Source organism: Serratia ficaria, assembly GCF_900187015.1.
Lineage (GTDB): Bacteria > Pseudomonadota > Gammaproteobacteria > Enterobacterales > Enterobacteriaceae > Serratia > Serratia ficaria.
The window spans coordinates 2,868,401-2,882,732 of the sequence record NZ_LT906479.1 but is presented as its reverse complement, the minus strand read 5'-3'; the positions used below and the strand labels follow the sequence as shown (position 1 = coordinate 2,882,732).

Here is a 14,332-nt window from a genome sequence, read left to right as displayed (position 1 = left end):
TCGTATAGTGCGCCGCGCGGTTAAACAGACATGTCTCGGAGGTGAGGAAATGACGGAACTGGTGAGGGAAAAACTCGATTTGCCCGAGGGGAAAAGCAAACTGCTGCTGCATTCTTGCTGTGCGCCCTGTTCCGGCGAAGTGATGGAGGCCATTCAGGCTTCCGGCATCGAGTACGCCATTTTCTTCTATAACCCGAATATTCACCCGCAAAAGGAATATTTGCTGCGCAAGGAGGAGAACATTCGCTTTGCCGAGCAGCACGGGGTGCCTATCATTGACGCCGACTATGATACCGACAACTGGTTTGCCCGCGCCAAGGGCATGGAGCATGAGCCGGAGCGCGGCATTCGCTGCACCATGTGTTTCGATATGCGCTTTGAACGCACCGCCCTGTATGCGCATGAACATGGCTATGACGCGATTTCCAGCTCGCTGGGCATTTCCCGCTGGAAGAACATGCAGCAGATCACCGATTGCGGCATCCGCGCGGCGGAGAAATACCCCGATCTGCTGTATTGGGACTACAACTGGCGCAAGAAGGGCGGCGCGTCGCGAATGATCGAAATCAGCAAGCGCGAACGCTTTTATCAGCAGGAATACTGCGGCTGCGTTTATTCGCTGCGCGATACCAACCTGCATCGCAAAGCGCAGGGACGACCGCTGATTAAGCTGGGCGTGCTGTACTATGGCGACGAAGAATAACCCGCAATCGCGATAACGACCCGCTACGGCGGGTTTTTTTATTTTTAGCGTGAGTGAAACAGGTTAACGAAGCGTGTAAATCGCTCAGTTAAAAGGCAACGCGAAGGTTAATATCCTTATGAGTTTGCTGGTTTTAACCGCCAATACTGACGATTAAAGCGATAGTTTGCCTTTCGTTATTGAATATGATTGCTATTTGCATTTAAACTTGGCGAACCAGAGGAAACAGAATCATTATGCCGCTAAAAAAGATGTTCCTTAATCGCCGTTTGTCAGTGCCGATTGTCCTGTCCGTTGGCTTACATAGCGCCCTGGTGGTGGGCTTGCTCTATGCTTCCGTCAAAGAAGTGATGGACCTGCCCAAGCCCGAGGACGCGCCGATCAGCGTCATGATGGTCAATACCGCCGCGATGGCGGAACCGCCGCCGCCCGCGCCGGCCGAACCCGAGCCGCCGCAGGTGGAGCCAGAACCCGAGCCGGAACCGATACCGGAGCCACCGCCGAAGGCGATCCTGAAGCCGGAGCCGGTAAAGCCCAAGCCCAAGCCGAAACCCAAGCCGAAGGTTGAGAAGCAGGTCAAGCCCGCGCCGAAGAAAGTGGAGCCGCGCGAACCTTCGCCGTTCGAAAACGACGCGCCGGCCAAGCCGATTGACAAAGCGCCGGTGAAGCAGGCGCCGTCTGCGCCGGTGCAGGGCAATTCGCGGGACGTAGGGCCGAAACCGATCAGCCGTGCCGATCCCATCTATCCGCCGCGCGCCAGAGCGTTGCAGATTGAAGGTAACGTGCGGGTGCAGTTCGACATCGACAGCGACGGCCGGGTGAGCAACGTGCGCATTCTGTCCGCCGAACCGCGTAATATGTTCGAGCGCGAAGTGAAGCAGGCGCTGCGTAAATGGCGTTATGAAGCGAAAGAGGCGAAAGATCGCTTCGTTACTATCCGCTTCAAATTGAACGGCACCACCGAAATGAACTGATATTGAGGCTTACGCCAAAAGAAAAGGGTCGCCGCGGCGACCCTTTTTACCTTCGGCAGTTCAGCTTATTCTTCGAAGCCGACGCGGAAGTTCATCTTGCCGTCGGGCAGGGCGCGCGAGTTGCCTTCGTCATCCACCGCCACATAGGTAAACACCGCTTCGGTCGCGCGGTAACGCTGGCCGATAGGGGCGGAAGAGACTTTCTTTACCCACACTTCAATGTTGATGGTGATGGAGCTGCGCCCGGTGCGGATACAGTTGGCATAGCAGCAAACCACGTCGCCCACGGCTACCGGTTTCAGAAAGGTCATGCCGTCGACGCGCACCGTGACTACGCGGCCTTCGGCGATTTCCTTGGCCTGGATGGCGCCGCCGATATCCATTTGCGACATGAGCCAGCCGCCGAAGATATCGCCGTTGGCGTTAGTGTCCGCCGGCATCGCCAACGTGCGCAGCACCAATTCGCCGCTCGGTAAAGGTCGTTGTTGTGTCATCGCTGTCTGCTTATCAAAGAAGGGATACCATCATACTGCCCGCGGCAAGCGCCGCAGGCATTAACAATTTTGTAACTATTTTTTCTGTTCTTCCGGCATGTGCCGGTAAATGTAAACGCCGCTGAGCAGGGTGAACACCAGCGTCAGCACCGTCAGGCCGAACACTTTAAAATTGACCCACACGCTTTGCGGCAGCCAGAAGGCGACGTAGATGTTCGCCAGGCCGCAGGCCAGGAAGAAGACCGCCCAGGCGAGGTTCAGATTGCTCCACACCTTGTCCGGCAGCGTCAGCTCTTTGCCCAACATGCGCTGTACCAGCGGTTTTTTCAGCACCAGCTGGCTGATCAGCAACGCCAGCGCAAACAGAGCGTAGATGACCGTCACTTTCCATTTGATAAACAAATCGTTATGGAATACCAGCGTCAGGGTGCCGAACACCAGCACCATCAGGAAGGTGATCAGCGTCATCTTCTCGACCTTGCGGTATTTCACCCAGGTGAACACCAACGCCAGGGCGGTAGCGACGATCAGCGCGCCGGAAGCGACGTAGATATCGTACAGCTTGTAAAAAGCAAAAAAGACAATTAGCGGGAGGAAATCTAGAAACTGCTTCATAAATCAATCCATCAACTGTTCATCGGCCGACTATACCGGATTCGACGGGCTCTGTGTACCGCCGGGAGCGGTCGATTATCGGCGTTTGGCCGGCGGATTTCTGCCGCGAAAGCAGGAATTTGCATAAACTTACGCTTGAAGTCGCGAGTTCGCAGCGGGCGGATTGCCAGTCTCGCCGGCGCGCCGCATAGTAAGCGTAATAATAGGCGCATAATTTACCACGGGAAATAGCATGCAGTGGAAATCTCTCCAGGCCCTGACGCCTGGTTTGACGCACTTGTTAGGGTATCAACGCAGCTGGCTCAAGCCGGACATGCGCGCCGGGCTTTCAGTGGCCGCCGTCGCGCTGCCGGTCGCCATCGCCTACGCCGAACTGGCCGGCGTCAGCCCGGTAGTGGGGCTTTATTCCTGCATTTTGCCGATGGTGGCCTATGCGCTGTTCGGCTCCTCCCGCCAACTGATCGTCGGGCCGGACGCCGCCACCTGCGCGGTGATCGCCGCGGTGGTCACGCCGCTGGCCGCCGGCAACATGGAGCGGCATTGGCAGTTGACCATCATGATGACGGCGATGATGGGGGGCTGGTGCCTGCTGGCCAGCCGCTTCAGGCTGGGTGCGCTGGCGGATTTGCTGTCGCGGCCGATCCTCAGCGGGCTGTTGAACGGGGTGGCCATTACCATCATCGTCGATCAGATCGGCAAAGTGCTGGGGTTCGCGGTGCGGCCGGCGCAGCTGATCGAGCGCATCTACGCGCTGCCCGGCAATCTGTTGCACAGCGACTGGCTGACCATGGCGGTATCGCTGCTGACCCTGATAACGCTGATCGGGTTTAAAAAATGGCGGCCCAACTGGCCGGCGCCGCTGTTCGCCATCGTGCTGGCGGCGTTCGTCACCTGGGCGGGCGGCCTGCAGCGGCACGGCGTGGTGACGGTCGGCGGGTTCAGCGGCGTATTGCCGATCGTCCAGTGGCCGGATTTTCAACCGGGGCTGCTGCGCGACATGGTGATCCCGGCGCTCAACCTGGCGGTGGTGAGCTTTGTCAGCATGATGCTGACCGCCCGCAGCTTTGCGGCCAAGAACGGTTATGAGGTGAACGCCGACGCCGAATTCCGCGCGCTGGGCCTGGTGAATATCGTGTCGGCGCTGTCGCAGGGGTTCGCCATCAGCGGCGCCGATTCGCGCACCGCGGTCAACGACGCCAACGGCGGCAAAAGCCAGCTGGTGTCGATCATCGCCGCGGTGGTCATCGCCTTCGTGCTGCTGTTCCTGATGGCGCCGCTGCAGTTCATTCCGGTGGCGGGGCTGGGCGTGGTGCTGATGTATGCGGCCTGGTCGCTGCTGGATTTCCGCGGTATCTGGCTCCTGCGTCGCCGCAACGCCCAGGCTTTCCGCCTGGCGATGTTCACCTTCCTGTGCGTGTTGCTGGTGGGGGTGATCAGCGGCATCGGGCTGGCGGTGCTGCTGGGGCTGATGCAGTTCTTGCGCACGGTGTTCCGGCCAACGGAGCAACTGCTGGGGGTTAACCAGGAGGGGATGATCCACTCGATGGGCCACAACAACGGCATCCGGCCGGTGCCGGGCGTGATGATGTATCGCTTCAACTCGCCGCTGACCTATTTTAACGTCGCCTATTTCAAGCGGCGCATTCTCAACCTGGTGGACGGCACGCCGTTCCAGCCGCGTTGGGTGGTGGTGGACGCGGTCGCCAGCTTTACCCACGCGGACATCAGCGTGCTGGCGGCCATCGATGAGTTAAAACGCGATCTGTTACAGCGTAACGTGAAGCTGGTGCTGGCGGGACGGCGCACCGAGCTGACGCGCTGGTTCCGCATCAATCGGCTGGGGCGCGACAAGGAGCTGATATTGGTGCCGGATTTGTATCTGGCGCTGAAGCTGATTCAGAGCAAAGAACAGGCGGATCCTCCGCCGGCGCCATAAAAAAGGGCACGCCGAGGCGTGCCCTTGATCTTGCCGGCCCACATTAGCTGCGCAGCAGCATATACAGGCGGAACAGGTAAATCAGCAGCAGCGCGGAAACCAGGTTGCTCAGCGCGGTCAGCACCACGCTGGCGACGTTTGGCGTCAGCACCGACAGATGGCTCACCATAAACAGCACCAGCAGCTTGGCCGCCAGCCACAGCATCATCGCCGGCACGATCACGCGCGCGTTGGCGAAGGCCAGCTTGCAGCTCAGCTTGATCGAGGCAAATACGCCCTTTTTGTCGGCGGTGGTGATCACCGGCGCCAGCGAGAAAGCGATGGCCATAATCACGCCGGGCACCACGAACAGCGTCAGGCCCAGTTGGATCAGCAGGGTGCAGATAAACAGCAGCAGCAGCAGGCGCGGCAGCTCCGGCGCCGAGATGCCGATGGCGCGCAGCGCGCTGGTACGTTGCCCCTGAGATACCAGGCGGATCAGCGTCAGCATCCCGCCGACCAGCAGCACGTTGCCCACCAGGGCGGAAAACGTGGCGGCGGCCGACACCCTCAGCAACACCATCTGCTGTTCCGGCGTCATTTGCTGGATGATCTCCTGGAGCCCCATGCCTGAAGTCGCGGCGAAATCGCTGGTCGTCGCGGCCAGGATCGTCAACTGTTCGGCGTCAGGACTGAATACCTGGTTGAGCAGCACGGAGATGAACGCAGTCAACAGCGCCAACATCAGGATGCTGGCCAGTTGATTACGGAAAAAATTAAAACTGTCACGGTACAAAGCGTTGGCCGTGATAGGCATGCAGACTCCTTGGCGTCGAGAAAACAGAGATAAATCAGTGGGCGATTGTACCCTGTTCCGCGCCGCTGTGGCACCCCGCGAGTTGCACTACGTCTAATTCTTCGACGATTGTCGTTTCCGGCAGCGACAAGGGCAGCGGAACCGGCAATGGCGGCAGGCCGTAGCGTTCACGGGCGCGATCGCAGGCTTCGTTGCGCAGCCCGTTTTCGCCCGACTGATCGAACTCGCGACAGGGGCTGGGGCGGTTGAGATAAATGGAACAGGACACCGCCTTGCCGATTTCGCCGTCCAGTGCCGTACAGCGCGGGGCCTTGCTGTTGGTCCCCTGCATGCAGCGCAGGAAAGGGGTTAAGGGTTCGGTCAGGGATAAAGGCACCGCGCCGCCGCCATCTTCCGCTTCGGCCCAATAGAATGACACTCGAAAATAACCGCAGCATGCGCCGCAGCTGACACAGGGATTGAGAATTTCGCTCATCTTGATTGCCGACCGACTCCTTACGGCACCAACCAAAACCAACACGGAAGATGAAATTACTCAGCGGTAATTTTTTTAGCAACCGAAATTTGAACATGCAGATAATTTGCAACAAATTTGATTTTTTGATTCAGATCAATTCTCTATTTATTAAGCGGTTAGGTAACCTTGTTTTTAGTGGGATTTTGAATTTTTACACATAAGATGTGATCCCTATGGGATCATGAATACCCGTAAGTAGGTATATTCCCCGAGAGTTTAAACCACACAAATGGAATGGATAATGAAAAAGACAACTCTGGTGGTATTGGCGGCGATGACGGCCCCTATGTTGGCAAGTGCGCATCAGGCGGGGGATTTCCTGTTCCGCGCCGGGACCGCGACGGTGCGGCCGAACGCGGGGTCGGACAACGTGCTGGGGCTGGGCTCGCTGGATGCCAAAAACAACACCCAACTCGGGCTGACCTTCGGCTATATGGTCACGGACAATATCGGCGTTGAGCTGCTGGCGGCGACGCCATACCGCCATAAGGTCACGCTGGGCGGCACCGATCTGGCCACCGTGCACCAGCTGCCGCCGACGCTGATGGCGCAATATTACTTTGGCAACAAGCAGGACAAGCTGCGTCCTTACCTCGGCGTGGGGGTGAACTACACCACCTTCTTCGACGAGAAGTTCAACGATTACGGCAAAGAGGCGGGGCTGAGCAATCTGAGCCTGAAAGATTCCTGGGGCGTGGCGGCGCAGGCCGGTATGGATTACAACCTGGACGAGCACTGGATGCTGAACATGTCGGTATGGTGGATGAATATCGAAACCAAAACCCGCTTCGACGATGCGTCGGGTGGGCACCACAGCATAGATACGCGTCTGGATCCGTGGGTGTTTATGTTCGGGGCGGGTTATCGCTTCTGATGGGCCGGGCTCAGGGAGGCGTCGCGCCTCCCTGCAAAGGTTATTTCAACTGCATGACGTTCTCGACGGATTTCACGCCCGCTACGCCACGGGTGGTTTGCACCGCGCGGTTGGCGTCTTCGCTGGAGGTGACAAAGCCGCTCAGCTGAACGCGCCCTTTAAAGGTCTCCACGCTGATCTCTCTCGACTTGATGTTTTTGTCCGCCAGCAGCGCCGATTTCACCTTGGTGGTAATCACCGTGTCGTCAATATAACCGCCAGTCCCTTCGGATTTCGCCGTCGGCGCGCAGGCGCTCACCGCGAAAGCCACCACGGCTGCCATGCACCAGACCGAAAGGGTTTTAAATAGCTTCATAAATTACTCTCCATGCAATGTTATTGTCGAAACTACATTCGGTTTTCACCTGAAAAGATAGCGCATTCCCCAACACAAAGAAATGCCTGGATAACCAAGCCAATTGTGATGCAACAAGCGAATTTGTTCAAATTTCAGGTGTAAAAAAACGCCATAACCTTGAGCGCAAACAAGATGTTATCAGCGGGCGCCATCGGCTGCGCCCGCTGCGGCGGTCAGGAACGGGTGGCGGCCTTCATGTCGCGGACAAAGCTCGCCAGCCTGGCCAGCATCTCGCCCGGATCGGCCTGGTTCTGTTCGATAATCTTGACGATCGCCGAACCGGAAATCGCACCGGCGGCGCCGGCCTGCAGCGCATCCCGCACCTGGCCCGGTTCGGAGATGCCAAAGCCCTGCAGCGGCGGCGCGGCGCGGTATTCGCGCAGCCGGTTCACCAGGTGATGCAGCGGCAACTGGGCGCGGCTTTCGGTGCCGGTAACGCCGGCGCGCGACAGCAGGTAGGTATAGCCGCGGCCGTGCGAGGAGATTTCGCGCAGCAGATCGTCGTCGGCGTTCGGCGGACAGATAAAGATCGGCGCAATGCCGTGACGCGCCGCCGCCGCGCGGAACGGGGCGGACTCTTCAAACGGCACGTCGGCAATCAACACCGAGTCCACGCCCACTTCGGCACAGCGTTGGTAAAACGCGTCTATGCCTTTATGGAACACCAGGTTGGCGTACATCAGCAGGCCGATCGGGATGGCCGGATGCTTTTGGCGGATCGTCGCCAGCATCTCGAAACACTGGGTCGGCGTCACGCCGGAAGCGAAGGCGCGCAGCGCCGCGCTCTGAATGGTCGGGCCGTCGGCCAGCGGATCGGAGAAGGGGATGCCCAGCTCCAACGCGTCCGCGCCGGACTCGACCAGGGTATCGATAATCTGCAGCGACAGCGCCGGGTTGGGATCGCCCAGCGTCACGAACGGGACGAATGCGCCTTCCTTGTCGTTTTCCAGGCGTTTGAACAGTTGCTGATAACGTTCCATCAGATTTCTCCCCGTGCTTTCAGAATGTCGTGAACGGTAAATATGTCTTTGTCGCCGCGGCCGGACAGGTTGACTACCAGGATCTGCTCTTTCTGCGGCGTTTCACGGATCATTTTCAGCGCGTGTGCCAGGGCATGGGAGGATTCCAGCGCCGGGATGATGCCTTCGCTGCGCGACAGCGCCTTGAAGGCGTCCAGCGCCTCGTCATCGGTGATCGACACGTATTCCGCGCGGCCGATGCTGTTCAGGTAAGCGTGCTGCGGCCCCACCGACGGGAAGTCCAGCCCGGCGGAAATCGAATAGGATTCTTCGATCTGGCCTTCGGAGGTCTGCATCATCGGCGCTTTCATGCCGAAATAGATGCCGACGTGGCCATGCTTCAGCGGTGCGCCGTGTTGGCCGGTTTCGATACCCAGCCCCGCCGGCTCAACGCCGATCAGGCCGACGCCGGCGTCATCGATAAAGTCGGCGAACATGCCGATGGCGTTGGAACCGCCGCCGACGCACGCCAGCACCGCATCCGGCAGGCGGCCTTCGCGCTCCAGCATCTGCGCCTTGGTCTCTTCGCCGATCATGCGCTGGAATTCGCGCACGATGGTCGGGTACGGGTGCGGGCCGGCGGCGGTGCCGAGCATATAATGCGATTTTTCATAGCTGCCGGACCAGTCGCGCAGCGCCTCGTTGCAGGCGTCTTTCAGGGTGGAGGAACCGCTGTGCACCGGGATCACTTCGGCGCCCATCAGCCGCATGCGGAACACGTTCGGCGACTGGCGCTCGATATCTTTGGCGCCCATATAGATGCGGCATTTCAGGCCGAGCAGGGCGCAGGCCAGCGCCGAGGCCACGCCATGCTGGCCGGCGCCGGTTTCCGCGATAATTTCGGTTTTGCCCATGCGCTTGGCCAACAGCGCCTGACCCAATACCTGGTTGGTTTTGTGCGCGCCGCCGTGCAGCAGATCTTCGCGCTTCAGATAAAGCTTGGTTTTGGTGCCGGCGGTGAGGTTTTTGCACAGCGTCAGCGCCGTCGGTCGGCCCGCGTAGTTTTTCAGCAGGTCGATAAATTCAGCCTGAAATTCTGGGTCGCGCTGGGCGCTGACGAAGGCTTCTTCCAGCTGTTTCAAGGCCGGCATCAGAATCTGCGGCACGTATTGACCACCGAATTCGCCGAAGTAGGGGTTAAGCAGCGTCATTATAGTTCCCGTTGTTATCCATTAATGTATACCCATTATTTAGGGTATAGAGTCGCATTCAGTAGGCGCGCAGGGTTTGGAACACCGCGGCCAGACGGGCGGCGTCTTTGATGCCGGGCTGGCTCTCCACGCCGGAATTAAAGTCCAGGCCGGCGCAGCCGAGCTTGGCCGCTTCGACGCAGTTGTCTGCGCCCAAGCCGCCGGCCAGCATCACGTTGCCCAGATCTTCGCCCTGCAATAACGACCAGTCGAAACGTTGGCCGGTGCCGCCGGCGCCGTTGTCCAGCAGGAAGCGATCGACGTGTTGCAGATCGCGCGCCGGCAGCCGGTCCTTCACGCTCAGCGCTTTCCAGATTTGGCAGCGAGCCGGCAATTGGGCGCGCAGGGCGGTGATATAGGCCTGATCTTCCGCGCCGTGCAGCTGCACCGCCTGCAGACCGAGGCGTTCGACGGTTTTCACCAGGGTGTCGACCTGCGCGTCGCAGAACACGCCGACATATTTCAGCGGCGCGCCGGAAATCACCTCGCGGGCGCGGTTGATGTCGACATAGCGCGGTGAGCGGCCGACGAAGATCAGCCCGCCGTAGAGGGCGCCGGCCTGATAAGCGGCGGCGGCGTCCTGCGGGCGGGTCAGGCCGCAGACCTTGTTGTCGCCGAGGATCACCCGGCGCACCGCGGCGCGCAGGTCGCTTTCCGACATCAGCGCACTGCCGATCAGGAAGCCGTTGGCGTAATGGCTCAGCTCGCGAATTTGGCCGTAGTTGTTGATGCCGGACTCGCTGATCACCGTCACGCCGTGCGGCACGCGCGGCGCCAGCTGGCGGGTGCGGCCCAGATCGATGCTCAGGTCGCGCAGGTCGCGGTTATTGATGCCCACCACCCGCGCCTCCAGGGCGATGGCCCGCTGCAGCTCTTCTTCACTGATCACTTCGGTCAGCACGCCCATGCCGAGGCTGTGCGCCACCGCCGCCAGCTGACGATATTGATCGTCGTTCAGCACCGACAGCATCAGCAGGATGGCGTCGGCCTGATAGAAGCGCGCCAGATAGATCTGATACGGATCGATAATAAAGTCTTTGCACAACACCGGCTGGGTCACGGTTTTGCTGACCAGCGGCAGGAAGTCGAAGCTGCCCTGGAAGTATTTCTCATCGGTCAGCACCGAGATGGCCGAAGCGAAATCCTTATAGACCGAGGCGATCTCCACCGGGTCGAAGTTTTCGCGGATCAGCCCCTTGGAGGGCGAGGCCTTTTTGCATTCAAGAATAAACGCCGTTCTGGTGCCCTGCAGCGCGTGATAGAAGCTGCGCTCGCTCGGGACGATGTCGTTCTGAAAGCTGGCCAGTGGCTGTTGTTGCTGTCGTGCTGCGACCCATTGCGCCTTGTCACGAACAATCTTGTTGAGCACGGTTTCCTGCATCATTTATCCTCTTGCCGCCAGTGCGATAACACGCTCGTAAGCCTGCCCGCTGTTAATCATGTCCAGGGCCTGCCGCGCATTGTGGCGCAGGTCTTCATGCCCGAATAACTTCAGCAGTAACGCCACGTTAGCGGCGACCGCTGCGGCGTGCGCCGGTTCGCCTTTACCTTGTAACAACCGTGCCAGAATGTCACGATTTTCTTCCGGCGTGCCGCCCAGCAGCGCCGCCAGCGGGTAGGTTTCCAGCCCGAAGGATTGCGGCGTCAGCTGGTAACTGGTGATTTCGCCGTTGTTCAGCTCGGCCACGTGGGTGGCGGCGTGGATCGCCACCTCATCCATCCCGCCGCCGTGCACCACCGCCGCGCGCTGGTAACCCAGCACCCGCAGGGTTTCGGCGATCGGCAGCACCAGCTCCGGGCTGTACACGCCGATCAGCGCCAGCGGCGGGCGCGCCGGGTTGATCAACGGCCCCAGCACGTTGAACAGCGTGCGGGTCTTCAACTGTTGGCGCACCGGCATCGCATGGCGGAAGCCGGTGTGATACTGCGGCGCGAACAGGAAGCAAACGCCGAGATCGTCCAGCGCCTTGCGCGCTTCTTCCGCCGGCAAATCCAGACGGATGCCGAACGCCGCCAGCAGATCGGACGATCCGGAACGGCTGGAGACGCTGCGGTTGCCGTGCTTGGCGATTTTCGCGCCGCAGGCCGCCGCGACGAAGGCGCTGGCGGTCGAGATGTTGATGCTGTTGGTGCCGTCGCCGCCGGTGCCGACGATATCGGCGAACGGATAGTCAGGGCGCGGGAACGGCTGGGCGTCGTCCAGCAACGCCATGGCGGCGCCGGCGATCTCTTCCGGGCGTTCGCCGCGCACTTTCATGCTGATCAACGCCGCCGCCAGCTGGCTCGGCTCCAGTTCGCCGCGCACGATGGCGCTGAATAACTGCTGGCTTTCCTGCTGGCTCATCGACTCGGCGCGGTACAGCTTTTCAAGAATAGGTTGCATCGTCGTTTTCCTTATTACTTCGCCAGCGCCCAGGCCAACGTCTGCTCAAGCAGGCGCGCGCCTTGGGTGGTCAGGATGGATTCCGGGTGGAACTGGAAACCGCATACGCGATGCCGGTCATCGCGCACCGCCATCACCATCTCGCCAAAGCGGGCGTTGACGGTGAGTTCGGCCGGGATATTGCTGCCGACCAGCGAGTGATAACGCGCCACCGGCAGCGGGTTGGCCATGCCGGCGAACATGCCTTCGCCGTCGTGAGCAATCGCCGACGCTTTGCCGTGCAGGATCTCGCCGGCCTGGCCGACGTGGCCGCCGTAGGCTTCGACAATCGCCTGATGGCCGAGGCAGATGCCGATAATCGGCAGCTGGCCGCGCAGGCGCTGCAGCAGTTCCGGCATGCAGCCGGCCTCGGCGGGGGTACCCGGTCCCGGCGACAGCATCAGCACCGGTTGCGCCATCTGCTGCAGGCGTTCGATAATCAGATCGGCGGCGATCTGGTTGCGGTAAATCACCACCTGATGGCCGCTGGCGCGCAGCTGATCGACCAGGTTGTAGGTAAAGGAATCGACGTTGTCGAGCAGTAAGATATCGGCCATCAGAACACCTCCCTGGCCTGATGCGCGGTAGCGATAGCGCGCAGCACGGCACGTGCTTTATTACGGGTTTCATCGGCTTCCGCCTGGGGAACAGAGTCCAGCACCACGCCGGCGCCGGCCTGCACGGTGGCAATGCCGTCTTCAACGTACGCGGAGCGGATGACAATACAGGTATCCAGATCGCCGGTGGCGGTGAAATATCCCACCGCGCCGCCGTAGCTGCCGCGGCGGGAGCCTTCGGAGGCGGCGATCAGTTGCATCGCGCGCACTTTCGGCGCGCCGCTCAGGGTACCCATGTTCATGCAGGCCTGATAGGCGTGCAGCACGTCGAGATCGGCGCGCAGGGTGCCGACCACGCGCGACACCAGGTGCATGACGAACGAGTAGCGATCCACCTTGGTCAGATCCGCCACGTAGCGGCTGCCGGCCTGGCAGATGCGCGCCAGATCGTTGCGCGCCAAGTCGACCAGCATCAGGTGCTCGGCCAGCTCTTTATGATCGGTACGCATTTCCAATTCGATGCGGCTGTCGAGATCCAGATCCAGCGCCCCCTCCTTGTTGCGTCCGCGCGGGCGAGTGCCGGCGATCGGGTAGATTTCAATTTGGCGGTTGCCGGCGTCGTACTTCAGCGCGCTCTCCGGCGAGGCGCCGAACAGGGTGAATTCGTCGTCCTGCATGAAGAACATGTACGGGCTCGGGTTGTTGTCCTTCAGCGTTTGATACGCCGCCAGCGGCGCCGGGCAAGGCAGGGAGAAGCGGCGCGACGGCACCACCTGGAAGATCTCGCCCTGGCGGATCGCCTGCTGCAGTTCGCTGACCACCGCGCCGTATTCTTCGTCGCTCTGGTTGCAGCTCAGCTGCATGCTTTCCAGTGTCTGATGCGGGATCGGCTGCGGGGTTTGCTTCAGCTGCAGCTGCAGCTGCTCCAGACGCTGCTGCAAACGTTGTTCCTCGGCCGGGTCGGCGGTGAATACGCTGGCCTGCAAACGGGCGAAGCCGCGCTGGTGGTCCAGCACCAGCAGCGTTTCCGCCAGGTAAAAGCAGAAGTCCGGGCAGCGCTGGTCCTGGCGCAGCGCCGGCAAGTCTTCAAAGCCGGCCACCAGGTCATAGGCGAACAGGCCGCCGAGCATCACGGCTTCGCGCTCGTCCGCCGGCGAGTCGACCAGCGTCAGCAGGGTGCGCAGCGCGTCAAATACCGACAGCGAACGCAGGCGGGCGTCTTCATCCTGCACCGCATCGATCGGCGGGAAGGTCAGCTCGCGGCCGTTGGGGCGAACCTGGATGCGCACTTCGCCCGGCAGCGCTTCGTCCAGCAGCGGCAGCAGCGCGGCGCCGTTGGCGGTCAGCGCTTGTACGTTGACGGTGCGGCCCAGCGCGGTGATGCGCAGGGCGCTGTCGATCACCAGCAGGCTTTGCAGGTTCTGCTTGCTGTTGATTTCAGCCGACTCCAGCAGCAGGGTGGCCGGGCGCGCGCCGCACAGCTGGTGGAAAATGGTGGTGGGGTCGCCCCGGTAACTGGCTTGCGCCTTTAACAACCTGAGTTGTGGTTTCTGGTTCATTATCGCTGGTTCCGCTTGAATTCTGTCCATAAAAAAGCCCGCTTCAGGGCGGGCTCAGGAAATCTGCATTGTCGGATGACAGGTATGCGCGATTACACCGCCCGCGAAAGGGAGGTACGCCACCAACGAAGAAGAGAAGTTTGCTTGTTCATTTCCGTGCTCTCTTGTTTATCATCCGACAGGGTATCCGTCGTGAACTTGTGTACTAGTTAACTGGTTCGAGGAAATAAAGTCAACCCTCTTTTCGCACAATGTTTTTAGCGTTGAGGATGAATTCTG

Annotated in this window: 13 protein-coding genes, 1 pseudogene and 1 other annotated feature; of the genes and pseudogenes, 4 read left to right on the top strand and 10 right to left on the bottom strand. The window is 60.4% G+C overall.

Annotation, left to right across the window (positions count from 1 at the left end; genetic code table 11):
- Window positions 1-49 precede the first annotated feature (49 nt).
- On the top strand, window positions 50-703 hold the full coding sequence (locus CKW09_RS13630; RefSeq protein WP_061794472.1) for an epoxyqueuosine reductase QueH: 654 nt from the start codon (window positions 50-52) through the stop codon (window positions 701-703).
- A gap of 236 nt (window positions 704-939) precedes the next feature.
- Window positions 940-1,677, top strand: coding sequence for a TonB system transport protein TonB (gene tonB, locus CKW09_RS13625; RefSeq protein WP_095097800.1), 738 nt, complete (start codon window positions 940-942; stop codon window positions 1,675-1,677).
- 65 nt (window positions 1,678-1,742) lie between these two features.
- Here tonB and yciA read toward each other — a convergent pair whose 3' ends face one another.
- Complete coding sequence (gene yciA, locus CKW09_RS13620) at window positions 1,743-2,171, bottom strand: acyl-CoA thioester hydrolase YciA (RefSeq protein WP_061795080.1); 429 nt, start codon at window positions 2,169-2,171, stop codon at window positions 1,743-1,745.
- Window positions 2,172-2,246: 75 nt separating this feature from the next.
- Complete coding sequence (locus tag CKW09_RS13615; RefSeq protein WP_061795081.1) at window positions 2,247-2,786, bottom strand: septation protein A; 540 nt, start codon at window positions 2,784-2,786, stop codon at window positions 2,247-2,249.
- A 232-nt stretch (window positions 2,787-3,018) separates the two neighbouring features.
- Between CKW09_RS13615 and CKW09_RS13610 the strand changes: the two genes are divergently transcribed.
- A complete protein-coding gene (locus CKW09_RS13610) occupies window positions 3,019-4,722 on the top strand; it encodes a SulP family inorganic anion transporter (RefSeq protein WP_061795082.1) in 1,704 nt (567 codons plus the stop codon).
- Window positions 4,723-4,765: 43 nt separating this feature from the next.
- On the opposite strand, the gene CKW09_RS13605 is transcribed toward CKW09_RS13610, so the two are convergent.
- Entirely contained in the window at window positions 4,766-5,518 is a 753-nt protein-coding gene (locus CKW09_RS13605) for a YciC family protein (protein WP_061795083.1), read from the bottom strand.
- 34 nt (window positions 5,519-5,552) lie between these two features.
- Window positions 5,553-5,993 carry a YkgJ family cysteine cluster protein gene (locus CKW09_RS13600; RefSeq protein WP_095097798.1) on the bottom strand — a complete coding sequence of 147 codons (441 nt, stop codon included), beginning with the start codon at window positions 5,991-5,993 and terminating at the stop codon, window positions 5,553-5,555.
- Window positions 5,994-6,276: 283 nt separating this feature from the next.
- On the opposite strand from CKW09_RS13600, the gene ompW reads away from it, so the two are divergent.
- Window positions 6,277-6,909 carry an outer membrane protein OmpW gene (gene ompW, locus CKW09_RS13595; protein ID WP_145957251.1) on the top strand — a complete coding sequence of 211 codons (633 nt, stop codon included), beginning with the start codon at window positions 6,277-6,279 and terminating at the stop codon, window positions 6,907-6,909.
- A 40-nt stretch (window positions 6,910-6,949) separates the two neighbouring features.
- Here the strand turns inward: ompW and CKW09_RS13590 are convergent, their stop codons facing one another.
- From CKW09_RS13590 to CKW09_RS13560, 6 genes and pseudogenes are all read right to left on the bottom strand, one after another.
- Window positions 6,950-7,264, bottom strand: coding sequence for a BON domain-containing protein (locus CKW09_RS13590; protein ID WP_061795086.1), 315 nt, complete (start codon window positions 7,262-7,264; stop codon window positions 6,950-6,952).
- A gap of 215 nt (window positions 7,265-7,479) precedes the next feature.
- Entirely contained in the window at window positions 7,480-8,286 is an 807-nt protein-coding gene (trpA, locus tag CKW09_RS13585) for a tryptophan synthase subunit alpha (RefSeq protein ID WP_061795087.1), read from the bottom strand.
- The gene (gene trpB, locus CKW09_RS13580) at window positions 8,286-9,476 is read right to left on the bottom strand and encodes a tryptophan synthase subunit beta (protein ID WP_061795088.1); all 1,191 of its coding nucleotides are present in this window, start codon (window positions 9,474-9,476) and stop codon (window positions 8,286-8,288) included. The genes trpA and trpB overlap by 1 nt, the downstream gene beginning before the upstream one ends.
- 58 nt (window positions 9,477-9,534) lie before the next feature.
- Window positions 9,535-10,896 carry a bifunctional indole-3-glycerol-phosphate synthase TrpC/phosphoribosylanthranilate isomerase TrpF gene (gene trpCF / locus CKW09_RS13575; RefSeq protein WP_174524329.1) on the bottom strand — a complete coding sequence of 454 codons (1,362 nt, stop codon included), beginning with the start codon at window positions 10,894-10,896 and terminating at the stop codon, window positions 9,535-9,537.
- A 3-nt stretch (window positions 10,897-10,899) separates the two neighbouring features.
- A pseudogene (trpD, locus tag CKW09_RS24880) lies at window positions 10,900-12,494 on the bottom strand (bifunctional anthranilate synthase glutamate amidotransferase component TrpG/anthranilate phosphoribosyltransferase TrpD).
- A complete protein-coding gene (locus tag CKW09_RS13560) occupies window positions 12,494-14,053 on the bottom strand; it encodes an anthranilate synthase component 1 (protein WP_370671105.1) in 1,560 nt (519 codons plus the stop codon). Before CKW09_RS13560 ends, trpD begins: the two are co-directional and overlap by 1 nt.
- Window positions 14,054-14,081: 28 nt before the next feature.
- Window positions 14,082-14,184 (bottom strand) — a sequence feature (Trp leader region).
- Window positions 14,185-14,332: the final 148 nt, after the last annotated feature.